The organism is Sorangium sp. So ce295 (genome assembly GCF_051527405.1).
GTDB lineage: Bacteria > Myxococcota_A > Polyangia > Polyangiales > Polyangiaceae > Sorangium > Sorangium cellulosum_B.
On record NZ_CP150324.1, the window covers coordinates 7,670,929 to 7,694,593 of the forward strand.

19 protein-coding genes and 1 pseudogene are annotated in these 23,665 nt (G+C 70.7%); 10 read left to right on the forward strand and 10 right to left on the reverse strand.

What is annotated here, in order from left to right; genetic code table 11:
- Window positions 1-229: 229 nt before the first annotated feature.
- Together WMF11_RS29060 and WMF11_RS29065 are read left to right on the forward strand one after the other, a co-directional pair.
- Window positions 230-735: pseudogene (locus WMF11_RS29060) on the forward strand (ATP-binding protein); the annotation flags it as partial.
- 20 nt (window positions 736-755) lie between these two features.
- Window positions 756-1,121: a hypothetical protein gene (locus WMF11_RS29065; protein WP_437979425.1), complete on the forward strand. Its 366-nt coding sequence runs from the start codon at window positions 756-758 to the stop codon at window positions 1,119-1,121.
- Window positions 1,122-1,233: 112 nt separating this feature from the next.
- Here WMF11_RS29065 and WMF11_RS29070 read toward each other — a convergent pair whose 3' ends face one another.
- Complete coding sequence (locus tag WMF11_RS29070; RefSeq protein WP_437973003.1) at window positions 1,234-1,587, reverse strand: hypothetical protein; 354 nt, start codon at window positions 1,585-1,587, stop codon at window positions 1,234-1,236.
- An 809-nt stretch (window positions 1,588-2,396) separates the two neighbouring features.
- Here WMF11_RS29070 and WMF11_RS29075 point away from each other — a divergent pair.
- The 3 genes from WMF11_RS29075 (at window position 2,397) to WMF11_RS29085 (ending at window position 6,593) form a co-directional block, all read left to right on the forward strand.
- The gene (locus WMF11_RS29075) at window positions 2,397-4,193 is read left to right on the forward strand and encodes a hypothetical protein (protein WP_437973004.1); all 1,797 of its coding nucleotides are present in this window, start codon (window positions 2,397-2,399) and stop codon (window positions 4,191-4,193) included.
- An 807-nt stretch (window positions 4,194-5,000) separates the two neighbouring features.
- On the forward strand, window positions 5,001-6,353 hold the full coding sequence (locus tag WMF11_RS29080) for a DUF2254 domain-containing protein (RefSeq protein WP_437973005.1): 1,353 nt from the start codon (window positions 5,001-5,003) through the stop codon (window positions 6,351-6,353).
- A 72-nt stretch (window positions 6,354-6,425) separates the two neighbouring features.
- Window positions 6,426-6,593 carry a hypothetical protein gene (locus WMF11_RS29085; RefSeq protein WP_437973006.1) on the forward strand — a complete coding sequence of 56 codons (168 nt, stop codon included), beginning with the start codon at window positions 6,426-6,428 and terminating at the stop codon, window positions 6,591-6,593.
- A 342-nt stretch (window positions 6,594-6,935) separates the two neighbouring features.
- Here WMF11_RS29085 and WMF11_RS29090 read toward each other — a convergent pair whose 3' ends face one another.
- The 7 genes from WMF11_RS29090 to WMF11_RS29120 form a co-directional block, all read right to left on the reverse strand.
- On the reverse strand, window positions 6,936-7,277 hold the full coding sequence (locus WMF11_RS29090) for a hypothetical protein (RefSeq protein ID WP_437973007.1): 342 nt from the start codon (window positions 7,275-7,277) through the stop codon (window positions 6,936-6,938).
- Window positions 7,250-7,996 (reverse strand): hypothetical protein, encoded by a 747-nt coding sequence (locus WMF11_RS29095; protein ID WP_437973008.1) that lies wholly within the window; start codon window positions 7,994-7,996, stop codon window positions 7,250-7,252. Before WMF11_RS29095 ends, WMF11_RS29090 begins: the two co-directional genes overlap by 28 nt.
- A 209-nt stretch (window positions 7,997-8,205) precedes the next feature.
- Window positions 8,206-10,911: a valine--tRNA ligase gene (gene valS / locus WMF11_RS29100; protein ID WP_437973009.1), complete on the reverse strand. Its 2,706-nt coding sequence runs from the start codon at window positions 10,909-10,911 to the stop codon at window positions 8,206-8,208.
- A 202-nt stretch (window positions 10,912-11,113) separates the two neighbouring features.
- Window positions 11,114-11,848, reverse strand: coding sequence for a ferredoxin--NADP reductase (locus WMF11_RS29105; RefSeq protein WP_437902504.1), 735 nt, complete (start codon window positions 11,846-11,848; stop codon window positions 11,114-11,116).
- A 268-nt stretch (window positions 11,849-12,116) separates the two neighbouring features.
- Window positions 12,117-12,326 (reverse strand): hypothetical protein, encoded by a 210-nt coding sequence (locus WMF11_RS29110; protein WP_437902505.1) that lies wholly within the window; start codon window positions 12,324-12,326, stop codon window positions 12,117-12,119.
- A 790-nt stretch (window positions 12,327-13,116) separates the two neighbouring features.
- The gene (locus WMF11_RS29115) at window positions 13,117-13,797 is read right to left on the reverse strand and encodes a hypothetical protein (RefSeq protein ID WP_437973010.1); all 681 of its coding nucleotides are present in this window, start codon (window positions 13,795-13,797) and stop codon (window positions 13,117-13,119) included.
- Between the two features lie 158 nt (window positions 13,798-13,955).
- Complete coding sequence (locus tag WMF11_RS29120) at window positions 13,956-15,281, reverse strand: flavohemoglobin expression-modulating QEGLA motif protein (RefSeq protein WP_437973011.1); 1,326 nt, start codon at window positions 15,279-15,281, stop codon at window positions 13,956-13,958.
- 357 nt (window positions 15,282-15,638) lie between these two features.
- Here WMF11_RS29120 and WMF11_RS29125 point away from each other — a divergent pair, with 357 nt between their 5' ends.
- Window positions 15,639-17,108 carry a serine/threonine protein kinase gene (locus WMF11_RS29125; RefSeq protein WP_437973012.1) on the forward strand — a complete coding sequence of 490 codons (1,470 nt, stop codon included), beginning with the start codon at window positions 15,639-15,641 and terminating at the stop codon, window positions 17,106-17,108.
- Between the two features lie 535 nt (window positions 17,109-17,643).
- Window positions 17,644-18,684: a serine/threonine-protein kinase gene (locus WMF11_RS29130; RefSeq protein ID WP_437973013.1), complete on the forward strand. Its 1,041-nt coding sequence runs from the start codon at window positions 17,644-17,646 to the stop codon at window positions 18,682-18,684.
- Between the two features lie 49 nt (window positions 18,685-18,733).
- On the opposite strand, the gene WMF11_RS29135 is transcribed toward WMF11_RS29130, so the two are convergent.
- Together WMF11_RS29135 and WMF11_RS29140 are read right to left on the reverse strand one after the other, a co-directional pair.
- The gene (locus tag WMF11_RS29135) at window positions 18,734-19,717 is read right to left on the reverse strand and encodes a serine/threonine-protein kinase (protein WP_437973014.1); all 984 of its coding nucleotides are present in this window, start codon (window positions 19,715-19,717) and stop codon (window positions 18,734-18,736) included.
- Window positions 19,718-19,846: 129 nt separating this feature from the next.
- Complete coding sequence (locus WMF11_RS29140; RefSeq protein WP_437973015.1) at window positions 19,847-21,448, reverse strand: serine/threonine protein kinase; 1,602 nt, start codon at window positions 21,446-21,448, stop codon at window positions 19,847-19,849.
- Between the two features lie 126 nt (window positions 21,449-21,574).
- On the opposite strand from WMF11_RS29140, the gene WMF11_RS29145 reads away from it, so the two are divergent.
- From WMF11_RS29145 to WMF11_RS29155, 3 genes are all read left to right on the forward strand, one after another.
- Window positions 21,575-22,525: a sigma-70 family RNA polymerase sigma factor gene (locus WMF11_RS29145; RefSeq protein WP_437902513.1), complete on the forward strand. Its 951-nt coding sequence runs from the start codon at window positions 21,575-21,577 to the stop codon at window positions 22,523-22,525.
- 164 nt (window positions 22,526-22,689) lie between these two features.
- Window positions 22,690-23,106: a VOC family protein gene (locus WMF11_RS29150; RefSeq protein WP_437902515.1), complete on the forward strand. Its 417-nt coding sequence runs from the start codon at window positions 22,690-22,692 to the stop codon at window positions 23,104-23,106.
- Window positions 23,107-23,147: 41 nt separating this feature from the next.
- The gene (locus WMF11_RS29155) at window positions 23,148-23,651 is read left to right on the forward strand and encodes an SRPBCC family protein (protein WP_437973016.1); all 504 of its coding nucleotides are present in this window, start codon (window positions 23,148-23,150) and stop codon (window positions 23,649-23,651) included.
- Window positions 23,652-23,665 lie beyond the last annotated feature (14 nt).

Here is a 23,665-nt window from a genome sequence, read left to right on the forward strand (position 1 = left end):
CGTCGCCGCGCTGGCCCCCCCGGCGCCACCGCCCTTTAGGCTCACCTCCGCTAGGCTCACCTCCGCGATGCCCCGCTGGTTCGACACCGCAGGTCCCTGCAACCCGGCCGATCACGACATGCTCCCTGCCGAGGAGCGCTTGCCCGCGGTGCGCGACCTCGTCGATCGCAAGACCTACTTCGTCCTGCACGCGCCGCGGCAGATCGGCAAGACGACCTCGCTGCGTACGCTCGACACCGCCAACCCCATCTACCGCGAGGTCATCGTCCGCGAGCTCGCGTTCCCGATCCGGGCGTCTCTCCCTCAGATCAAGGCCACGTGGCTCACCCAGGACGGCCGCCTCGACGTCGACCGCCTGCTCGACGCCTTTCTCGCCTTCTGGCGCCAGCACGGCGAGCCGCTCCTCGGCGCGGCGCCCTACCACGAGATCGCGCCGCACCTCGTGGTCATGCCCTTCCTCCACCGCGTCGTGAACCGCGGCGGCACCATCGAGCGCGAGTACGCCATCGGCCGGGGAGGATGGATCTCCGCGTTCAGTATCCGGGTGAGACGCTCGCCATCGAGCTCAAGGTCTGGCGAGACGGCCGCCCGGATCCCCTTGGCGAAGGGCTTACCCCGCTGGACGAGTACCTCGCGGGGCTGAGGCTCCAGCGCGGGTGGCTCATCCTCCTCGACCAGCGCTCGGGACAGCCTCCCATCGCCGAGCGCACGCGCCGCGAGCACGCGTTGACCCCCCGGTCGGGCTGCTCTTCTGGGTGCTCCGGGCCGTGTTCGACGTGGTCGCCCTGGTCTTCGCGGGGATCCTCTTGGCCGTCTTCCTCCGCGGCATCGGGGACTGGCTGAGCCGCCGTACCCCCCTCTCGAGCGGCTGGGCGCTGGTCGCCACCGTCGCCGCGCTCGCCGTCGTTGTCACGGCGGGCGTCTGGCTCATCGCCCCCTCGCTCGCGGCGCAGGTGGACGAGCTCGCACAGCGCTTGCCCCAGTCCGCGCGCCGCGTCGCCGAGCACGCCGGCCGGTACGCCTGGGGCCGCGAACTCGCCGAGCGCCTCTCGGACGTCCGGGTCAGCAGGGGGCGCCGCCACCAGGGCTCGGGGAGCCCCTTCCGACGAGGAGCAGGATGAGCTTGCGCGCTGCGACGGAGCTCGCGCTCCTCGACGCGGCGCTCACGGCTGGCCCGTCCCGCAAATCCCCTTTCCGCCCGAGACCGCCCCCAGGCTTGACGCTGCGTGGCGCTCACCTGGCGGGCGGCGTCGCCTTCGCGGCGCCGCCGGCCGCATCGACGCGTTGCTCAAGCTCGCTCAGCTTCCTGTCGATCTCACCCCTCGCCGAGCTCCAGGGCTGCTTCGTGTCCTTGCCGAGCTCGTTCAGAGCGCCGATCACCTCGCGGTGCTTCGCGTCGATCTCTTGCAGCGCCTGGTCCACGGTGCCCCGGTGGGCCGCGGGCAAGGTGGGAGCCCGCGCCTTCAGCTCCGCCGCCCGCAGCTCCAGGAGTCGAGCCCGCTTGCGAGCGTACTCGATGTACTCCTCTTTCGTGTCGTGCCGCGCGCTCTTGAGCGCCTGCTGGAGCTCCCGGAGCTCCTCGGCCACATCCTCGCGCGCTTCGGCCCGCTCCTCCCTCGCGTCTCTCTTGGCCGCGGCGATCTTCTCCTCGGCCTCGCGCCGAGCTTCGGCGAGCTTCTGATCCGCCTCGCGCTGGATGCGCGCGATTTCTTCCTGCGCCTCCTTGCGGGCCTGAACGACGTCCTCGCCCGGTGCCGCATGCCAACTTCGAGCTCCTCGTCACCGTCGAGAAGCAGAGCAGCCCGCGGTCCCCGTCGTCCGCTGCCGTCATCGGGCCGACGTCGGTCGGGTAGCAGCGTGATGTGCAGGTCGGCCACGAGCACATAGAGCTCGTGCAGCCCGCGGAGCTGCCGGAGCCGGCCCTCTCTGGTGCTCAATTTTGAGCGATGGGACCGACGTGTCGTCGACGCCTGATCCGATAGCGGCGCCAGCTCATGACGTCCTCCTCTGCGACCTCCCACCCATCGGCCTTCATGAGTTGGATGTAGGCAGCCTCGACGACAGCGCCCACGGCGGGCACCTCTGGAAGGTTCACGAGCTTGCTCAGGGCATGACCACCGTTCTCCAGGACGAGCCGCACGCACCACGCGGGGAGGCTACCACAGCACCCGCAGAGGTCGGCCGGCGATGCGCGGGCAACGTCGTAGAAGGGGCGTCACGCAGGCTGCAAGCCCGAAACGTTCCGGGACGCCACCCACGTTGCTGGCCGACGACCGTCGCAGCGGCCGGGGCGAGCGGTTCGGCGTGGCGCCGCGTTTGCTGACAAGCTGACGACAGGATGAGCCGGACACCGCAGCGATGCCCGATGGCGGACGCGACCGGCCATGGAGCGCACCATGAACGCTATCGGCACCAGAGCCCACCGCGGGACGCGCGACTCGAATGCGCCGGGGACCGGCCGGCTCGGCCCCGTGCTCGCCCGGCTCGTCCTCGCGTTCATCGCGCTGGCGGGGATTTACCTTGTCGTCGCGAACCTCTCGCTCGTGCCGGGGATACGCTCGCTCGCCCGGAGCATGGGCGTGACAGCGCAGGTCGCCTCCGCCTACACGCTGTACCCGACCCAACTCCACGTCGAGGGGCTCCGGCTCACGGGGCGCCACGGCGCGGCGTGGACGGTCCGCCTGACCGAGGCCGATCTTCGCGTCGATCTGGTCGACCTCGTCGGAGGCCGGGTGCATATCAAACACCTGCGTGGGGGCGGCATGGAAGTCGAGCTCGGCGGCCTCCGCGCGGAGCTGGTGCGTGCGTCCGAGGTCATGACAGGAGCCGTCGTCCCGCTCGTGCGCGCCGCGCTGCCGCCGCCCGGAAGGCCGGCGGCGCCCGGCGGCAGGCGCGAGCGGGCGCTCCTGATCGAGGACATCGAGGTCGGCGCGCGCGCGATCGGCGTCGGCCCCTATCGCCTCGTAGGCGCCATGTCGGCGCGCTCCGCGCGGCTCGCCGCCAGCTCCGCCACGCTGGAGGTGGATGCCGGCGAGCTGGATATCGTCGATGGAGAGATCCATCGCGACGCACGCCTGGTGGCGAGGGCCGTCCACGGGCGCGTTGATGCCCGGATCCATCCGACCGATGCCAGCGCGCTCGGTGCCGGGTTCACCGATGCCGACGCCCGCGATCCCCTCCGTGCCGCGGGCGGCCGCGTTGAACTCGCGGGCGAGCTCGTTTCCTTGGAGGCGCTCCTGCCGCTCGAGGCCGCCACGGTCGAGGGGGGGCAAGGATCGCTGAAGGCAGGGATCTCGCTCGACCACGGCGTCATCGCCCAGGGAAGCGAGGTCAGGGTCGTGGCGGGCCCGCTCAGCGTCAGGCTTTCGGACAAAGCGACGAATCTGCTGCCTGCCGGGCTCGTCATGACCGCGAGCAGGACATCGGCCGAGCAACCGCTGCTGAAGCTCGAGGTCTCCGTCCCGGAGCTCCGCCAGCAGCCTCCCGATGCGCAAGGCGCGCACGAGTCCGTGGAAGGGGTCCACGTCGAGCTAGAGACCCTGAGCGCCGATCTCACGACGCCCTGGACCCGCAGCGGCGCGCTGCGGGCGAGCGCGGCCAGGGGCTTCTGGCGCGCGGGCGCCGCGACCCTCGCCGGCGGTGCGAAGGCGCGCTTCGACCTGGAGGAGCTGGAGCTTCGCGCAGGCACCGCCCAGATCAAGGCCGGGATCCTCGAGGCCGTCAGCGTCGTGGTCTCTCCTCTCGAGACGGGCCATGGCCGGGATCGCCCGCACGCGACGATGCAGGGAACGCTCCGGATCGACGGCGGCGCCCTCTCGATCCGCGACGGCGCGTCCCTCCATGGATCCATCTCTGCAGGGGGCGCGGACGCCGGCGCGCTCCTCGACCTCCTCGGCGTGACAGGGACGCTGCGCTGGACGCTCGAGATCCTCGACCGGCGCCCCTTCGCTCTGAGCTCCGCGCTCGTCCGCCGCCCGCCGCAGCTCCTGCTCGACGAGGTGCGCTTCGAGAGCGGGGACATCGAAGCGAGGGGCGCCTTCCAGACGGACAGTGATGGCCGCGCGGGCGCTTTCCTCGTGACCACCGGACAGCTCTCGGCCGGCCTCTCGATCCAGGGTGATCAGCTCCACGTCATCGCCTCTCCGGGCGAAGACTGGCTCGCTCGACGCGTTGACGCGATCACCGGACGATGATCCGATAACGCAGGAGCGAGGCGCATCGCGGGAGCCTTCGGCCATCCGGCACCGATGTCGCAATGCCTCCGGCAGGGGCTCCGGGCACCGGATGGACGGGCGACGGCCATCGCGCGCATCAGCGAGCCATCATCCTGCGTGGGCGAAAAGCGGCTCCCACCCATCATCTACCGGAAGCGTCAACAACATGCAGGTCCTACGCCTCGGGCACCGCAGCGTCAGGCTCGGGGCGCACAGCCGCGCTACTCCGATCCGTTATCGTCACCGCCGTAGCCGTGCGCTCGGTGCGACGGTTCAGTCACTCTCCCACGACCCGTTCCGTCCAGGACCCCACAGGGTGCCGCTCTGGCCTGGTGCGACGCCGTGTCCGACCTTCCGGTCCTTTGGACTTCCTTCTCCCGGGGCGCCGGGTGCCAGACACGCTTCGCGGGGTGCTCGGGATGGGGTCCGCGTCCTGGGTCGCAAGCCGGGCGCACCCGTCCAGCGGATCCGCGCGCCGCTCCAGGCTGCCGGGCGCCCCGGCCGAGCGTCACTTCGGCCCTCGCGCCACGACGGCGGGGGTGTAGCATCCGCGTGTGTTCACTCGGGAATCACGTGCGGGGCGCCTCGCGCTCGCCGCGTCCGGCGGCGCCGAGCAGCAGGACCGACAGTTCGCAGACTCGCCCTCGGTGACGTGAAGAAGGTCGACCTCGCTGACTCGCGTCTCGCCGTGAGCGCCGCAGGCGTCGTCGCCGCCTGCTGGGGCCGGCGCCCCGCGCCCTGCACTCGCGGCCGCGCGCCGTCCTCGCGCGCGCACAGGACAGCGCGATGATCCGGCTGCGGCAGCTCTGGAGCGAGCTCCGCGTGAGCCTCTGGTTCGTCCCGTCGCTCATCGTGCTCGCGGCGATCGGGCTGGCGGTGCTCGCCATCGAGGTGGACACGCGCGTGAGCGACGAGCTGCTCCGCTCCTACCCCCGCCTGTTCGGGACCGGCGCCGAGGGGTCCCGCGCGATGCTGTCGACCATCGCCGGCTCGATGATGACGGTCGCCGGCGTCACCTTCTCGATCACGATCGCCGCGCTCGCGCAGGCGTCGGCCCAGTACACGCCGCGCATCCTGCGCAATTTCATGGGCAACCGGACCAACCAGGTCGTGCTCGGCGTGTTCGTGGGCATCTTCGCCTACTGCATCGTCGTGCTCCGCACCATCCGCGGGAGCAACGGCCTGGTCTTCGTGCCCTCGATCGCCGTCCTGCTCGGCGTGCTGCTCGCCCTCGTGGGGGTCGCGTTCCTGGTCTTCTTCATCCATCACGTCGCGAGCTCAATCCAGGCCTCGAACATCGTCGGCGCGGTCAGCCGCGAGGCGATCCGGACGATCGAGCACCTGTTCCCCGAGGCGATGAGCGAGCGCCCCGGCGAGGACTGCGACGAGCCCGCGCCGGAGCTCCCGGACGCGCGCTGGCGCCCCGTGCCGGCGCACGATACGGGGTACATACAGCGCGTGGACGAGGCGGGGCTCTTCCGCTTCGCCTGCGCGCGGCGCACGGTCGTCCGGATGGAGAAGGGCATCGGCGAGTTCGTCATCAAGGGGGCGCCGCTCGTCTCCGTCGCAGGCGGGGAGGGGGCAGGGGGACGATCGGTGGAGGACACAGCGCGCGTGATGGGTGATCTCTACGTGATCGACGGGCACCGGACCGCGGACCAGGACCCGAGCTTCGGTGTCCAGCAGATCGTCGACGTGGCGCTGAAGGCGCTCTCTCCCGGCATCAATGACACCACGACCGCCGTGACCTGCGTCGACTACCTCTCGGCGATCCTCGCGCGGGCGGCGGGCAGGAGGCCTGTGTCGCCTTACCGGCTCGATCGTGGCGAGCTGCGCGTCATCGCGCAGGTGGTCACGTTCGAAGCGTTGCTCGACGTCGCGTTCGGCGAGATCCGCCGGAACGCCGCCGGGAACACGACGGTCCTGACGCGGCTGCTCTGCGCGGTCGAGGCTGTCTCCGGCTGCGCTTCGCGGGAGCGGGACCGGCGAGCGCTCGCGCGCCACGCGGCCCTGGTCGCAGAGGTGGCCCAGCGGACCATCGCCTCCTCGCACGACCGGGCACTCGTCGACGAGCAGGTGATCGGCCTGCTCCGCCGGCTCGGGGGAGAGGCGGGCGATTCGCCTGCTGGCCGGGGCTGAGCCGCGCTGGCGTGTGACGCCGCGCGACCGGGGCGCGGATCACGGCGCACCCGGGCTCCCATGCCCGCGAGGATGACCTCCCGCTTCGCCGCGACGTCGGTGACGGTCCAGGGCAGGCCGCCCTCCAGCACGTTCAGCGACGGCGAGGCGCTCCCCCTCGCGCTGTCGCGCAGGATCATCTGCGCGTGCGCCCGCAGCAGCGCGTGCCCCAGGCGGAGCGAGGCGAACCCGCGCCCTTGACGACCCGCGACCGCCACCATCGGCACGGGCGCGCGCCCACGGCCCCGTACAGTCCCCCCGGCCTCCCCGCGCTTGCCGCGCAGCTGCCGGGCACAGCAGTCAACTTTCCGGAACCATTCAGGTTTGTTTCTGCGTCTCCGAATCGTTTCACCCTTGCAGAACGTCTCGCCAAGGACGCTCGCCGCGCGCAACACGCGGCGCTCCTCGACGCCCAGCGCCCCGAGCCGCGCCTGCACCATCGCCAGCGCCGTCTCGGGCATGCCCTCACCCCTGCCCTCGGCCACGGCCGTTGGCACTCGGCCTGAATGAAATCCTCGAACGCCTCGCGGAGGCGGTCCCCCATCAGCACGGGGCTCTGGCGCGCCGCCTGGAGCTGCACATCGCCCTCGCCGGGGAAGGGTGCCTCCACCAGCTCGCCGAGGAACGCCGCGACGTGTGGGCCTTGGCCCCGAGCTCGCCGAGCCGCTCCACCCGAGCGAGCACCTTGCGCCGCCGCACCTCCAGCGGCTCGCCGTCGAGGATGCCCATGGCGCGGCGGAGCGCCTGGGCGAGGAGGCCGAACGCGGAGCCGGCGGCCATGGGGTCGGCCCTCCCGATCCAGACCTCGGCGGCCTCGCTCCTCTCACGGAGGAACTCCCAGGCGGGGCGCGACTTGCCTAGCCCGGAGGCGCCGACGACGACCACGGCGCTCGCGTGGGCTCGTCCACGCAATGGCGCCACTCCGCCGCGAGCTGCAAAAGCTCGCGCTCGCGGCCCACGCAGGGCGTCGGCTTGCCGAGGAGCCGGGGGACGGTGTCCGGCTCCTCCTTCGGGCCGCGGAGCCAGGCTCCTTCGTCCGCCTGCGCTATATCGAAGGATCTGGCGAGCAGGCCTGCCGTCGCGCCGTCGAGCCGGATGCCCGACTCTGGCAAGCGAGCGCGCTGCGGGAAGAGCTGTACGACGCGGTCGATCAGCGCGCCGACCGGCAGCCGCCCGGCGACCTCGGCCATCCCCGTGGCGATGGACATGGGCACACCGCCGAGCTCAACCCGCAGCGCGAACGCGCAATGGGCCGCACGCGCGGCGAGATCGGTCGGGGCCTCGGCGCCGGACAGCGCGATGAGCAGCCACTGCGACTGAAGGAGTTCGAGGCGCCCGCCGTGACGCGCGGCGATGTCCCGCAGCGCCTCTGTGCGAGCGGCGCCCTCGGCCTCCGAGAGCGTCGCGTCCGTCTCCGCGCTGCCATCAGCGGCCAGGATGACGCAGATAACCCGACGCTCCGCCGTCGTGATCTCTACGCTCGGCGCGGGCGGCTCGGCGGTCTCGCCCCCTCCGCCGGGGAGCGCCCCGTGCGCCAAGGTTGCGAGCTCCTCGGCGACAGCGGTGCCGTCGCGCGGCCGCTGCCCCGCTTCTTTCGACAGCATCCGGGCCACGAGGCGCTCGAGAGGCCGTAGGCCCTCGCGGAGGGAGCACGCCGCGCGGCGTGCGCACGGGCTGTTGTCTGAGCCCAACTAACGTCCTGTGTCTGGCGCGCTCCGCGCGACGGGCACAGGACGTCTCAGGCGAGTTCAGCCCGTGCGCGCGCCGCGCGGCGTGCTCCCTCCGCGAGGGCCGGGCCGATCTCGATGCCGTGCTACTCCGTGGCCGCCGCCTCCCCTGCCCCGGCCGCCGCCGGCGCCGCCACCACCTCCAGCTCGCAGCGCACCACCTGGACTTCACCGTCCGCGAGCTCCGCCCGCTCCACGAGCTCGTGCGCCCCCCCTGCCCGCACCGCCGCGAGCACGTCCCCCAGCGCCGGCTTCAGCCGCGCGAGCGTCGCCGCGTTCGCGCCGAACGCCAGATCCGTCACCACGCGCCCCACGCTCGCGCCGAGCTCGCTCTTCCGCTTGTTGACCGCCGCCATCGCCGCGGCCGCCAGCTCCAGGAGCCCCGCGTCCGCCGGCGCCGCGACCTCCGCGAAGTCCCCCGCCGCCGGCCACTTCGCCCGGTGGATCGACCGCTGCCCCGTCTCCTCCGCGTACACCCAGGCCCAGACCTCGTCGGTGATGTACGGGAGCACCGGCGCGAACAGCCGCAGCAGCACCGAGAGCCCGAGCCGCAGCGCTGCCACCGCCGAGCCCCGCGCCGCATCACCGGCGCCGCCCTCGCCGCGCGCCCGCGCCTTGGCCAGCTCCAGGTAAGCGTCGGTGAACCAGCGCCAGAAGAAATCCTCCGTCCGCTCGAGCGCCGCCGCGAACTCCTGCGCCTCGAACGAGCGCGTCGCGTCCGCCACCACCGCCGACAGCTTGTACAAGAACGCCCGATCCAGCTCCTCGGAGATCGGATGGACCTCCGCAGACTGGCTGAGCACGTACTTGCCCGCATTCCAGATCTTCGTGACGAGGCGCTTGCCGATCTTCAGCACCTTCTCGTCAAAGGCCGTGTCCGTGCCGAGCCGCGCGCTCGCCGACCAGTAGCGGACCGCGTCCGACGAGTAGTTGTCGAGCAGGTGCATCGGCGTCACGACATTGCCCTTGCTCTTCGACATCTTCTTGCGATCCGGGTCGAGGATCCACCCCGAGATCGCGACGTGACGCCACGGCACCGACGCCTCGTGCAGCATCGCCTTCGCGATCGTGTAGAACGCCCACGTACGGATGATGTCATGCGCCTGCGGGCGCAGATCGGCCGGGAACAGCCGCGCGTGGCGCCCCTCGTCGAGCCCCCAGTGCGAGCTGATCTGCGGCGTGAGCGAGCTCGTGAACCACGTGTCGAACACGTCGGACTCCGCCGTGAAGCCGCCCGGCTTGTCCCGCTGGGACGCGTCGTACCCGGGCGGCACGTCGACCGTCGGATCGACCGGGAGCACCTCGCGCGTCGCGAGCAGCGGCCTACCGTGATCCGGGTTGCCCTCGGCGTCGAGCGGATACCAGACGGGGAACTGCACGCCGAAATACCGCTGGCGGCTGATGCACCAGTCGCCCTGGAGCCCCTCGGTCCAGTTGCGGTACCTGAGGCGCATGAAATCCGGGTGCCACTCGATCTTGTCGCCGAACTCGAGGAGCTTTTCCTTCTTGTCGGAGAGCCGGACGAACCACTGCCGCGTGGGCACGAACTCGAGCGGCTGATCACCCTTCTCGAAGAACTTCACTGCCCGCTCGATCGGCTTCGGCTCGCCCCGCAGCGCCGGGCCCGTGCCCACCACCGCCGCGTGCTCCTCGCGGCGGAGGAGCTCGACGACGGCCGTGCGCGCCTGCTTCACCCCCTTGCCCTGGAGCGGGGCATACGCCGCGTTCGCGGCGGCCGGATCGCGGCTCTGAAAGTCGCCCTCCCCGAACGTCACCGGGAGGAGTCGGCCGTTCTTGCCGAGCATCTGCCGGAGAGGGAGCTTCTGCTCCCGCCACCAGATCACGTCCGTCGCGTCGCCGAAGGTGCAGACCATCAGGATGCCCGTGCCCTTCTCGCGATCCACGAGCGTGCTCGGGAAGATGGGCACCGGCGCGCGGAAGATCGGCGTGAGCGCCGTCTTGCCGAAGAGGTGCTGATACCGCGGATCCTCGGGGTGCGCCGTCACGCCGACGCAGGCCGCCAAGAGCTCCGGGCGCGTCGTGGCGATCACGAGCTGCTCGCCCGTGCCCTCCACCGCGAACGCGATGTCGTGGAACGCGCCGGACTGCGGGCGATCCTCGACCTCCGCCTGGGCGACAGCGGTCTGGAAATCGACGTCCCACATCGTGGGCGCGAAGACCGAGTAGAGGTGACCCTTCTCGTGCAGATCCAGGAACGACAGCTGCGCCGTCCTGCGGCAGTGATCATCGATGGTGGCATACTCGTACTGCCAGTCGACCGAGAGGCCCACCCGGCGGAAGAGCGCCTTGAAGACCTGCTCGTCCTCGCGCGTGACCTTGTGGCAGAGCTCGATGAAGTTCGGCCGCGACACGATGCGCGGCTGCTCCTTCTTGAGCGCCTCCGGCGCCGCCTGCGGCAGCGAGAGGCCGCGCTCGTACGGCGTGCGCACGTCCGTGCGGACGTGGAAATAGTTCTGCACGCGCCGCTCGGTGGGCAGGCCGTTGTCGTCCCAGCCCATGGGATAGAAGATGTTGAAGCCGAGCATCCGGCGCTGCCGGACGATGACGTCCGTGTGCGTGTAGCTGAAGACGTGGCCGATGTGCAGCGAGCCCGAGGCGGTCGGCGGAGGCGTGTCGACCACGAAGGTCTCCTCGCGGGGGCGCGAGGGGTCATAACGGTACGTCCCGTCGGCCTCCCACGCGTCGGCCAGGCGCTGCTCGGCGACGGGCGAGTCGAAATGCTTCGGGAGCGTCGCTGGATCGATGGTGCGGAACGTCTTCTTGGTCGTCACGTGATCACCTGCAGAACTGACCCCGCAGGTACCGCCCGCGGGGGCGCGCATCCTACGTCGTACCCAGGGTAACGCTCAAGGCGCGCCGCGTCACCGGAGGGCGATCCGCGCTCGCGTCCGCCAGAGATCGGCGGCTCCGTCCTGGAGAGGCCGGCGGCTCCGTCGCGGCGCTCGACGCGGATGCGCTCGCCGGGACGGCGGCTCAGTCGTAGCGCTCGACGTGGACGTGCTTGCGGGGGACGCCGAGCTCGCCGCGGGCGAGCTCGCGCACGGACGAGACCATCCGATCGAGGCCGCAGATGAAGACATGCGGGGCCGGATCCCCGCTCGCCCCGGCCAGCTCCCTGTAGAGCTCAGGCACGTGCGCCTGCACGTAGCCGCGGCGGCCCGACCAGGACGGGCCGCCGCGCGAGAGCGTGATCTCGTAGCGGATCCGGTCCGAGCCGCGCGCGAGCGCCTCGAGCTCGTCGCGGTAGATGATGTCCTCCTCGAAGCGCGCGCCGAACAGGATCCACAGGTGCGCGGCCGCCCCGGCGCGCAGCGACGCGCGCAGCATGCTCCGGAGCGGCGTGACGCCGGTGCCGGTGGCGACGAACAGCGAGGGCGCAGGGCTCCCGGGATCGCGCGTGAAGAGCCCGTGCGGGCCGACGGCGCGGAGCGTCGCGCCGGGCTCCAGCCGGTGCAGGTACTCCGAGCCGGCCCCGCCCTCCACGCGGGTGACCGCCAGATCGAAGCGAGGCGAACCGTCGGGGGCAGAGGCGATCGAGTAGGCGCGCTTCACCTCACCGCCCGGGAGCGGGAGGATGAGGTTGACCCATTGCCCGGCCTCGAACAGGAACGCCCTGCCGTCAGCGCGCTCGAACGAGAGCTCTCGCACGAAGGGGCTGAGAGGCCGGACGGCGACGAGGCGGGCTTCGAACGGTTCGGCTTGGATCATGATCGGGCCTCTGCGCGGCCACAGGCTGCCCGGGCCGCGCGGGTGGCGAGGTCTTACCGCAGCCCTCGCCCTGGCCCAATCACGATCGGAGCCGCCATGGCGCAGCCGGACGGCGTGGAGTCGCGGAAGTCTAGGCCTTCCGGCTCCACGCCGCCGGCGCGCACGGCCGGGCCGCCGCCCGTTCGCGGCGCTCCGGCGCCGGAGCGGCAGCGGATCTACCGCTGCACGCCCATGCGGCGGCGCTGCGGGATGTTGAGCGGCAGCGGATCTACCGCTGCACGCCCATGCGGCGGCGCTGCGGGATGTTCAGCGCCGGCCGGGAGCGATCCTGGTTCGGGAGCTTGCTCGGCGGGCGGGGCTCCCGGTGCGCGGGCTTCGGCGCGGGGACATGCCCCGTCTGCGGCGGGCGCCGCTCGGGCGTCTTGGCCGAGCCGAGCTGCAGGGCGGGCTCGGGGAGATGCACGGGTCGCTCGGTCATGGAATCCTCCATTCGATCACTCATCACCACGGCAGAAAGAGCACCAAGGCTGAACGAACCCTTCGAAGAACCAGCTCTCATACACCCTCCATTCATCGTAGGACCCCGGATTGCAGACACGTAGACAGATCGATGCCGCGACGGACGCTGGCCCCGGACGCCGCCCAAAGGCCGCTCGACTGGCGCTCTCGCGCGATGGACGCACCTCCACGCATCGCCGGGGCAGGGCGGTCCGCATCACCACACGCCCCCTGGTGAGGCGCATCAGCGCCTCGCCGTCAGGAGAGATGGCGAGTCGGCCCGCCGCGCCACGAACCATCCGGCTCGGTGCTTCGCGCGAGCGGCCAGCGAGCGAGGGCCTGCGACCGCGAGGTCAACGACCTCCAGCGCATCGGACTCGTTCGCAGCTTGGCCACGCTCCGTCCCCACGAGCACACGACCACGCTCGCGCGGGGTTCCGCGGGCGGCTGTCGTGGCTGCTCACGCGCGGCAACAGAAGGGCGCCGTGCCTACCTGGGCAACAGGCGCTTCCCCTTCGGGGCCGCGTGACGGAGCGGTGGTATCAGACGAAAGTGTCCATGATTGACGCGGGCGACGCGTCGAAGGCAACGCTAGCACCGGAGCCAGAGATCGCCCAGCACTTTCTGCGTCTATGGAGGAGAGCTGTACGCGTGGTGATCTCGCGCTGTGCTCGCGGAGCGTTCGTGTCCTCTTTTGCTTCCGATTCGGCTTCCGCTTCTCCTCCACCTCACGAGCCACAGGAGCTCGCACGGGCGCGCCGAGCCACCGCTCAGAACGCGATGCGCAGCCCCACGCCGAGGGGGACCGCTCCAGGCGACGCGCCGACGGCGCCCGGACCGACGAGGAGGCGCGCAGCGGCCAGCCCGCGCATATCGAGCCCTCTCCGCAGCACCCGCTTCTTGCCGATCACGTAGAGCGGCAGGCCGACGCCGACCGCGGCCGCGCCCCCGACCGCCGTCGCCACGGCCACCGTGTACGTGTCACGGTGCTTCGCGGCGGCCTCGTCGTGGTTCGCGGTGATCAGCACGGCGCCGGTGACGAGGGCGGCTGCTCCGAGGCTCGCGAGGACGATCCCCGAGACCATCATGACCGTGCTGTTCCGCTCGGTCGTCCGCTCCATGAAGTTGCGGAGCTCTCTCTTCGTCGCCTCGATCTCCAGCTCGATCTGGCGCCCGTGGGCGTCTCGCATGTCTTCGTCTTCAACAAAATCGTGGATGGTGTCCGCCTCGTACTTGAGCGCCTTGATCCTCGCTTCGTACGCAGCGACCGTCGCCTCCCACATGGCCTGCGGCGGGAGCTCCTCCGCGGCCGGCGCGGCAGGGGGCGCGGAGGGCGCGAGCTGCGGGGGCGGCGTGCGCTCCGCGCCCTCCGCCGGCGCCTGCGCGGCCGCGCTCGACGCGAGCACCGCGCCGGCAAGCGCGAGCGCCCACGCGACGAGGCGGCGGCGCACCGCGGCCGCGGAAGTGGAAGACGCGCGCGCCGGGGGCGCGAAGGGATGCGCGAAAGGGGAATGGACTCGTCCCATCGACGAGCGGCATACCTCAACCGTGGCGCAGAGACATCCGCCACGTCCCGCTCGCCCGGCCTGCGACCGCGATCGCGGCGCGCTCACCCCTCCCGCGGCCGGCCGCGGCGCTTGCTCCCCTCCCCGGCCCCGACCGGCCGCGCCTCGGCGGCCACGCGGAGCAGCTCCTGGAAGTGCCGCTCCACCGGGCCGAGGTCGATGCCATCCATGAACGAGGTGAACGCGAAATAGGGCAGCAACGTCTGCCAGGCGCGCAGCCAGCCCGGCAGGTAGCGCGGCCGCTCCAGCACGCCGGCCGCGCGCAGCTCCGCCAGCACCGCGATGTCGTCGAGCGCGATCCGGCCGCAGACGAGCAGCTCCACCTCGTCGCGCAGGCCGCCGCGCAGGACCGCGGCCAGGAAGGCGTAGACCTCGAGCAGGCCGGCCAGGTAACAGGCGTCCTTCGTGAAGGGCGCGCCGCCCTCGACGAGCCCGCCGCGGCAGACGCGCTGGGCGTCGAAATAGGCGTCGCGGCGCCCGGCGCCGCGCTCGCGCAGGTACCGGTAGAGATCGAGGAAGCTCGCGCCCTGCTCGGCCATGTCCACGAGCCGCACCCGCTCGGCGAGCCGGGTGAGGCGGCCGATGGAGAGCGAGCGGCTGTACAGCTCGGCGAAGATGGCGAGCCCCTCCTGCGTGCGCGTTGTGCGGGGGCCGCCCGACCGCAGGAACGCGCACCGCGGCTGCGCCGCGCCGTTGTGCGCGGTGAGCGCGTGCGTCTCCACCTCGTGGTGCCACAGCCCCTCGGCCTCCCAGGACGCGAACGTGGCCTCCGGGCGGATGCGGACGCGGCTCATGCCGGCCACCACCTTGGCCGTGATCCGCGGGTCGAGCACGATCTCGATGTCGAGCGGCGGCGTCCGCGCGGCGACGCGGGCGGCGAGCAGCTCCCGGAGCGCGCCGGCGTCGAGCGGCTCCTCGTCGGGATCGCTGGCCTCGTCCCAGCCGTGGACGCGCAGGCGCGCGGTGAGGTGCTCGGCGAGGTCGATGTTGCGGACCTCGCCGCCGAAGAACCGCGAGCGCGCGCCGCCGTAGAGCGCCCGCGACCGCTCGGCGAACTCGCGGGTCCCCGCCGCCTCGAGCAGCTCCGCGGCCTGGATCTGCGCGCGGACGTTGTCCCTCAGCCAGTCGAGCACGGGCGCGTCGCCGTCGATCGAGCCGAGGAGCTCACGCAGCTCGGCGATGCGCCGCGCGAGCCCGTCACGATCGACGCGGTGCTCGACCTCGGGGAGGTGATCCTCGCCGGCGGCGAAGAAGCGCTCCTCGACCTCGCGAGGCCAGGCGATGTCGTCGAGCAGCCGGAGCGCCTTGCCCTCGGAGAGGCGGGCGCCGACCCGATCGAGCTGCTCCAGCACGGCGCGGTCGATGCTCATGGCCGCATGCTCGCGCGAACCGCGGAGCGCGGAAAGCCGCCGGCGCAGCGCTTGCGGCTCGGACGCGGACCCGGGGCAGGATCGCGAGCGCGCCCAACTCCGCGCGCCAGCGATCCCTGGCGGGACGATGTCGCGGAGGCGAACCGCCGCGATCCCGCCCGCGGGCGCTGCTGAGATCGCCCGTGCGCAGCGGTCGCATGCCGAAGCGCCCCGGAGGCCTCCAGCAACGTGCTGTCGGCAACCAGCAGGCCTGTGCCGGGGAGGCAAGCGCGAGGGCGTGCGCCGGCGCTCCCCGTGGCCACGCCGAGCATGTTGTTCGGCTCCTCGCATCCGGGATACATTGGAGCCTGAACCTCGATGAATGATGATCCCCAGCTGGCACACTGCACAGCACGCATCGGAACGGTCCTCCGGGGCAAATGGCGCATCGATTCGCTCATCGGCGTCGGCGGGATGGCTGCGGTTTACGAGGCGACACACAGGATCGGCCGGCGCTGCGCGATCAAGATCCTCCACCCGGAAATCGCGGTCTCGAAGGAGCTTCGAGCCAGGTTCGAGCAAGAGGCGCTCGCGGTAAACCAGCTCGGTCACCCCGCAGCCGTCAATGTCCTCGACATCGACACGAGCGAGGATGGCTCGCCGTTCCTGGTGATGGAGCTGCTCGACGGTGAATCGCTCGGCAAGCGCGCCCACAGCTCCGGCGGCATCGAGGAGCGCGAGCTGCTCCGCGCCATCTCGACCGTGCTCGACGTGCTCGATGTCGCGCACGGGCTCGGCATCGTCCATCGAGACATCAAGCCTGACAATCTGTTCTTGACCTCTTCAGGCGGCGTCAAGGTCCTCGACTTCGGGATCGCTCGAATGCAACAGGGCGGCTCCAATGTTCATACACGCACCGGCGCGATGCTCGGGACGATACCCTACATGTCGCCCGAACAGCTCACTGGCGGCCAGATCGATGGGCGGGCCGACGTCTTCGCCGTTGGCGCGACGATGTTTCGAGTCCTGACGAAACGCCATGTGCACGAGGGCTCCATGGAAAGCGAGCTCCTCATCAAGATGGCGACGCAGCCCGCGCCGGCCCTGCGCACCGTTGCCCCCTCTGTCAGCCCAGAGGTCTGCGCCATCGTCGATCGCGCGCTCGCCTTCGATCCATCGCGTCGCTATCCAACGGCCCGCGCCATGCGCGAAGACATCGAGCGAGCTCTGGCCACCCATGCTGCCCCTCACGCGCCAGCCCCAGTGTCGATCCGGACCGACGTGTCGTCTCCAATCAGCGTCGATGCCCCGACGATGGCCGCTCCTGCCGCCGGCCAAGCGATGCAGGCGCCGATGGTCGTACCCGTGCCGCCTCAATCCGCTGCCACCAGCCCACGAGCGAGCTCGAATTCGCCCTTCTTGATCATTGCAGTGATTGGCTCGTTTGCTGTCGCCGTTTGCCTCGCCGCCGTCTTCTTGGTTGTTCGTTCGCGAGACTCCGCCGACGACACCCGTGAGAACGCGAACGATGAGACATCGCAAGAGGACAACGAGAGCGGCAGCTCTCGCACGATGGCCGCGTCTTCCACCACCAGCACGCCGTCCCCGCCATCCCCGCCATCCTCGACCGCTGGGCCCCCGTCGACGCGCCGGCCCGCCTCCGACGGCAAGTATCGCCTCCTCGTCAAAGACGGCAAATATCCATTTTGCGTCACGTCGAAGCTGAAACACGCCTATCCCGTACGCACGAATGACGAGGGCGTCAAAGTGTGCAGCGGCACCCCTGATGGGCCCATCCCGATTGACGGCCTCAAAGCCTACCACCCCTCCGAGCTTCAATGGCAATAGCTTTGTGAGCAGCGGCGGCCTTGTCTTGTACCGTGCCGGTGTGCCGGAGAGCACGCAGCCGCCCAGCTCTTCGATCGCCCGCCCCCGATGTCTTCATCGCGCCTTCGGGGCGGGGCTGGAGGTTCCGGCGATGCGGGCGGCGACCAGCGAGCTGCGGTTCGATGCGCTGTGGACATCCTTGTAGGCTAACGTCGGCGTACGGAGCCAGATCCACGAACATCGCGGAACTGCACAGCTTTTCCGTCTGGAGGGTGGACTGAGCAGGATGTCCACTCGGACGGCGGCGCGCTTCCTCCGCTCTCAGCGCCTCTGTGCGTGTACAGTCCTCGGCATGCCGGGGACAATCCCACCCAAGGGGCGCTCGAGCACCGACGACGTCACGGTGCCGATGCTCGGGAAACAACGCGATGCATCCGTCGTTGAGCTCACGAGCTCGGCGCTGGTGGAAGAAATCGAGACTTCGGCGCGGCCGTGGTCGGACGACGCACCCACGTTGGTGCGCTCAGACGACAGAGCGCCAGCGCTGATCGGGAGCTTGATCTCGGAGCGGTACCGCGTCCACGAGCTCATCGGGGAGGGCGGCATGGGAGCCGTGTACCGCGGCGAGCAGGTGCACCTCCGCAAGCAGGTCGCGATCAAAGTCCTCCAGCCGGGCGCCCGGAACCTCCCCCAGATGGTGGCGCGGTTCGAGCGCGAGGCGATCGCGGGGGCGCATATCCAGCATCCGAACGTGGTCTCGGCAAGCGACTTCGGTCAGCTCGCGGATCGGTCGCATTTTCTCGTCCTCGAGTATGTCGAGGGGACCCCGCTCCAGGACGTGATCGCCTCGGCGCCGCTCCCCGCGCGACGCGCGCTCCACATCGCGCGGCAGATCGCGTCTGCCCTGGAGGCGGTGCACGCGAAGGGGATCGTGCACCGCGATGTGAAGCCGCAGAACATCCTGCTCGGCGCCCATGATCAGGTGAAGCTCATCGATTTCGGCCTCGCCAAGGTGAACGTGGAGCTCCTGTCCACGGAGAGCCGCGAGGCCGCGCGCAAAGGCCAGGATCTCACCGCCGCCGACCAGGTCCTCGGCACGCTCAGTTATCTCGCGCCGGAGGCCGTGCGCGGCATGGATGCCGTCGATGCTCGCGCAGATCTTTATGCGCTTGGAATCATCTTGTACGAAATGCTGTCCGGGAGAAGCCCGTTCGACGCGAGCGACGGCCAATCTTCCTTCCGGAAGCGGCTCCTCGAGGATGCGCCCCCGCTCCGCCAGCGTGCTCCGGGAGCAGGGTTCCGCCCCGACGTGGAGGCGCTCGTGATGCGGCTCGTCCAGCGAGACCCGATCCAGCGCTATCCGACGGCTACGAACGTGATCGCGGCCATCGACGGGGCCATTGCGGCGATGGAGAACGCGCCGAGGCAGATCGAGCCCACCGTTGCGATGCAGCCCGGTGCTCCGGGGCACCAGACGAGCGCGACATCGCTCGCGTCCAGGTGGAGCTCGCCGGCGATGCGGCCGTGGCTCATTGCGTCCATCGTCGTATCGCTCTTGCTCAGCGTCGCGCTCTTGATCGCCATCCTGCTCAGCTGACAGAGACTCAACACGGCCACGCAGTGCGCCCTTCGCGAGGTGGGCTCCCTCAGCGACGGGGAAGCGGGGCCCCCGCCGGGATCCGCCCTTCCTCGACGGCCACGACGTAGGGCGGCAGGCGGCCCGCCCGCACCGCGCGGACGTCGGCGCGCATCGTCGCCGCGTCCGGGTAACGCTCGACCTTGTCGAACGCGAGGGCACGATCCACGACGTCGCACACCTCCGAGGGCACGTCCGGCGCGCACTGCGCGAGCGACGGCGCCCGCGCCGTCGCCGCGGCGATGAGCAGGCGCGCCTCGGCCATGTGGCCGTGGATCGAGCGACCGGAGAGCAGCCGAAACATCGTGGCGCCCAGGCCGAAGACGTCGGTCCGGCCGTCGATGTCGCGGACCATCCCCCTCGCCTGCTCCGGCGCCATGTACTCGCACGTGCCGAGCGCCACGCCCGTCTTCGTGGCCGTCTTCTCCGGCAGCTCCCCCATCCCGAAAGGGAGCGGATCGAGCACGCGGGCGATCCCGAAATCGAGCACCTTCACCCGCCCATCGCTCCCGATATGCAGGTTCTCGGGCTTGATGTCCCGGTGAACGACGCCGTGCGCGTGCGCCACGACCAGCACATCGAGGACCCGCTCGGCGAGCGCCAGCACATAGCCCACCGCGAGCGTCCCCACCCGGGCCATGTGGTCGAAGACCGTCTCGCCCTCGAGCACCTCCATCGCAAGGTATGCGGCGCCGTCGTCCGCGACGCCCGACTCCAGCACGAGCGGCAGCCCCTCGCAGAGCGGGCCGACAGCCGCCAGGGCGCTGCCGATCGGGCCCTCGCGCAGGAAGCGCTTCCGGAGCTCCTCGATCTGGCTCAGCGACGGGTGCAGGACCTTCAGCGCCGCGACCTGGCCGTCAGCGCGCCGGCCAAGGAAGACGCTCGCCATCCCGCCGAAACCGAGCACGCGCTCCACCGTCCAGGTTCCGATCTGGGTGCCGATACGCCGCGCTGCGAGCTCCTCGTCGTCCATCGAACGGGCGGATGGTACCATCCCGTTCACCAGGAGCGATCGCGAAAGGTCACCAGCTGCAACGAGCTCACTCGACTGTGGACCATTGTCTACACCACGCTGAGCTCGTCCAGACGCCGTCACGCACGACCCCGCAGCGCGACGCGATGATCAGTCGGGGCATGGGGCCCCGCACGCCATGACGTTGCCAGGACAGGCTTCTATCTGCCCGAGACACGTGCCGATGACGCAATCAGAGCCAGGCGTGCAGTACACCAGACAGGGAGCGCTCGTCATGCAATTGACCGAGCAATCGCCTTCGCACCAGATCTTGTGCATCCCCGATCCCATGCAGTTGACCAGCGCGTCTCGGCGCGCCCCGATGTCGCAGACGCTCCCGTCCTGACAAGCAATCTGGCACGGTTCATCGCACACGTGATCGCAGTCGTTTGTCTGCATACAGCTGGCCCGCTGCGACGCGCCGCGCCCTTCCTCGGGGCCGCGGCTCGATGGGCCAGGGAGGCGAGCTCTCGTGTCGCCCTTCTTCTCGGGGCCGGGATCCGGAGCCTTTGCCAGCAGGCGATCCGCCGCCGGACCGCCGGGAACCTTGGCGGGCGGTGAGGCCCCCGGTCGCTGCGCGCCGGTCGCCCCCGGCGATCTCGCGTCGGGCTCGACGTTCACCGCGCGGAGAACCACGGCGGCGAGCACGCCTGCGGCGAGCAGCGGGAACGCCAGCACGGCCCATCGCAGCCTCCGTCCACGTACCGTGGTCGCCGTCCACTGCGTCGCCTGGGTGAACGCCGATGCCGCCGGTGAGGGGGCGAGCCCGTGTGGCCTCCACACCGTCGTGGCGGTGCTGAGCGGATCCGCCGCGGGGGCGGGAGGCCCGGCCGCGCCGAACCGGAGAGCAAAAGCGGGCGGTTGACCGGCCAGGACCGCGCGCACGTCCTGCTGCATGACCGTCGCGCTCGGGTAGCGCTCGCCTCGATCGAACGCGAGCGCGCGATCGACGACGGCACACACCCACTGCGGGGTCTCCGGAGCGACGCTCGCGAGCGGCGGCGCGGGCAGCGTGGCCATCTTGACGACCAGATCGGTGTCAGAGCTCGCGTCATGGATGCGCCGCTTCGTGATCAGACGAAACATCGTCGCTCCGACCGCGAACAGGTCGGCACGCGCATCGATCTCGTCGCCCCTGACTTGCTCCGGCGGCATGTAGGCGACCGTGCCGAGCGTCGTTCCCGTGCGCGTCCGAACGTAGTCGGCCGCGGCCTGCCTGACGCGGGCGACGCCGAAATCGAGCACTTTCAGGCGCCCGTCGCGGAGGCGGAACAGGTTGTCTGGCTTGATGTCGCGGTGGATGATGCCGTGCGCATGGGCCGCTGCCAGCACGTCCAGCAGCCCGTCCACCATGGCCAGCAGCTCGGCCATGTCCATCCTGCCCATGCGCCTTCCGTACCCGGCGAGCGACTCACCATCGAGCAGCTCCATGACGAGGAACGGGCAGCCGTCCGCCGTCGTGTCGATATCGCGTATTTCCACCGCGCCGGGATGGACGAATCGATTGACGGCCTGCGCTTCCTGATCGAACCGCGCGCGCAGCTCGGGCATGCGCGCGATCTCGGGGTGGAGGATCTTGATGGCATCTCGCCGCCCGATCTTGTGCGCGCCGACGTAGACAGCGGCCATGCCGCCCGAGCCGAGCAGCCGCTCGATCGTCCACTTCCCGCACAACACGGTGCCGACTCTGCGCTGCAGTTCCTGGTCGTCCATATCTGCTATCAGGTTTGCTAATTCGCCGAACGGAGTGCTCGCGGCGCCCCAGCACCGCCCTGACGGTCGCCCATCCTAGCCGATTGGCCGTGGATCTGCCGGGAGGCCGATGGTACCGTCGCCGCGATGTCGGGGAGCGTGGACCAGCTCGAGGAACACCGCGCGGCGCTCACCGGGCACTGCTACAGGATGCTCGGCTCCGTTGTCGACGCCGACGACGCCGTCCAGGAGACCATGGTGCGCGCCTGGCGGAGCCTCGACAAGTTCGACGGGCGGTCGTCGCTGCGCACCTGGCTGTACCGCATCGCGACGAACGTCTGCCTCGACGCGCGGGCCGATCGCGCGCGCCGGGCGCGCCCGCTCGAGGAAGGCCCTGTCGGCACCGTGGACGACGAGCTCCAGACGCGCCCGCGCACGCACTGGCTGGAGCCCGTCCCCGACGCGCACGCCCTCCCGGCGGACATCGACGCCGCGGAGCGGGTGGTGCTCCGCCAGAGCATCCGCCTCGCGTTCGTCGCGGCGCTCCAGCACCTGCCGCCGAAGCAGCGCGCCGCGCTCCTGCTCACCGAGGTGCTCGGGTGGTCCGCCGCGGAGGTCGCCGACAGCCTCAGCACCTCGGTCGCCGCGATCAACAGCGCGCTCCAGCGCGCGCGGGCGACGCTCGCGAGCCGCGATCTCGGCGACATGCGCGCCACGCTGCCGGAGCCGCAGTCCGCCTTGCTCGACCGCTACGTCACCGCCTTCGAGCAGTACGACGTGGACCGGCTCGCGGCGCTGCTGCACGAGGACGCTACCCTGTCGATGCCGCCTTTCACCCTCTGGCTCCGCGGCCCCGACGCCATCCGCGCGTGGCTGCTGGGCCGGGGCGCGGGCTGCCGCGGGTCGCGGCTCGTGCCGACGGCCGCCTGCGGCTCGCCGGCGTTCGCCCAGTACCGCCCGGCGCCGGAGGGCGGCCACCGGGCCTGGGCGCTCATCGTGCTCGATCTCGCGGGGGACCGCATCGCCAGCATGACGTCCTTCCTCGACACCGAGACGCTCTTCCCGCGGTTCGGCCTGCCGCTCGAGCTCCCCGCGTAGCCCCCGCGCCCGGCCGCATCGGGGCGGCGATCTTTTTTTCCGGTCGACCGATGAGTCCCGGCGCAGGCGGGTGTCTATGGGGTGAACTCCGGCGCGATGGCCCTCATGGCCGCGATCGTGGCCGGCATCACCCGGCGTCCATGCTCGAACAGGAGAAGAGGACCATGACAACGAACAGCGCTCGCAAGATCTTCGTCAACCTGGCCGTCAGCGACCTGAAGCGGTCGATGGAGTTCTTCGCGAAGCTCGGCTTCGAGTTCAACCCGCAGTTCACGGACAGCAACGCCGCCTGCATGATCGTCAGCCAGGAAGCCTTCGTGATGCTCCTCACGGAGCCGTTCTTCAAGGGCTTCACGAAGAGGGAGATCTGCAACACGAGCACGCACACGGAGGGGATGTTCGCGCTCTCGTGCAGCAGCCGGGCCGAGGTCGACGAGATCGTGAAGAAGGCGATCGCGGCGGGCGGGTCGCACGCCATGGATCCGCAGGATCACGGCTTCATGTACGGCTGGAGCTTCTACGACATCGATGGTCACCACTGGGAGGTGGTCTGGATGGCCCCCGAGGCGATTCAATCGTAGCCGGCGCGTCGACGAAGGAACCAAGGAGAAGGAGGAGAGCCATGGTCGAGAGCCGCACAGCGAACAGCGATAGCTTCCAGGTCACGACGCCGTCGGCGGACGAGGTCCGCATGACGCGCCTGTTCGACGCGCCGAGGCACCTCGTGTTCGAGGCGATGACGAGGCCCGAGCACATCAAGCGGTGGTGGGGCTGTCTGGGCGAGGGCTACTCGGTGCCCGTCTGCGAGATGGACCTCCGGCCGGGCGGCAAGTGGCGCTTCGTGAACCGCCACCCGGGCGGCGAGGCCGCCTTCCACGGCGAGAACCAGGAGATCACGGCGCCGAGCCGGCTCGTGTTCACGGAGATCTTCGAGCAGTTCCCGGACACCGTCTCGGTGGTGACGGCGACCTACACCGAAGAGGGCACGAAGACGCGGCTCACGGCCACGGTGCGTTATCCGTCGACGGAAGTGCGCGACATGGTCCTCGCGTCCGGGATGCCCAAGGGCGCGGGCATCAGCTACGACCGCCTCGAAGCGCTGGTCGCGAAGCTGCAGCAGCGATGAGCCCGGTTGGCCGG

Coding starts and splice junctions, on each gene's coding strand:
- WMF11_RS29135 (WP_437973014.1), bottom strand. CDS start 19,717: ATGGTACCATCCGCCCGTTCGATGGACGACGAGGAGCTCGCAGCGCGG.
- WMF11_RS29120 (WP_437973011.1), bottom strand. CDS start 15,281: ATGAGCATCGACCGCGCCGTGCTGGAGCAGCTCGATCGGGTCGGCGCC.
- WMF11_RS29085 (WP_437973006.1), top strand. CDS start 6,426: ATGACCTCCCGCTTCGCCGCGACGTCGGTGACGGTCCAGGGCAGGCCG.
- WMF11_RS29140 (WP_437973015.1), bottom strand. CDS start 21,448: ATGGACGACCAGGAACTGCAGCGCAGAGTCGGCACCGTGTTGTGCGGG.
- WMF11_RS29150 (WP_437902515.1), top strand. CDS start 22,690: ATGACAACGAACAGCGCTCGCAAGATCTTCGTCAACCTGGCCGTCAGC.
- WMF11_RS29095 (WP_437973008.1), bottom strand. CDS start 7,996: ATGCTGTCGAAAGAAGCGGGGCAGCGGCCGCGCGACGGCACCGCTGTC.
- WMF11_RS29155 (WP_437973016.1), top strand. CDS start 23,148: ATGGTCGAGAGCCGCACAGCGAACAGCGATAGCTTCCAGGTCACGACG.
- WMF11_RS29110 (WP_437902505.1), bottom strand. CDS start 12,326: ATGACCGAGCGACCCGTGCATCTCCCCGAGCCCGCCCTGCAGCTCGGC.
- WMF11_RS29075 (WP_437973004.1), top strand. CDS start 2,397: ATGAACGCTATCGGCACCAGAGCCCACCGCGGGACGCGCGACTCGAAT.
- WMF11_RS29105 (WP_437902504.1), bottom strand. CDS start 11,848: ATGATCCAAGCCGAACCGTTCGAAGCCCGCCTCGTCGCCGTCCGGCCT.
- WMF11_RS29080 (WP_437973005.1), top strand. CDS start 5,001: ATGATCCGGCTGCGGCAGCTCTGGAGCGAGCTCCGCGTGAGCCTCTGG.
- WMF11_RS29125 (WP_437973012.1), top strand. CDS start 15,639: ATGAATGATGATCCCCAGCTGGCACACTGCACAGCACGCATCGGAACG.
- WMF11_RS29145 (WP_437902513.1), top strand. CDS start 21,575: ATGTCGGGGAGCGTGGACCAGCTCGAGGAACACCGCGCGGCGCTCACC.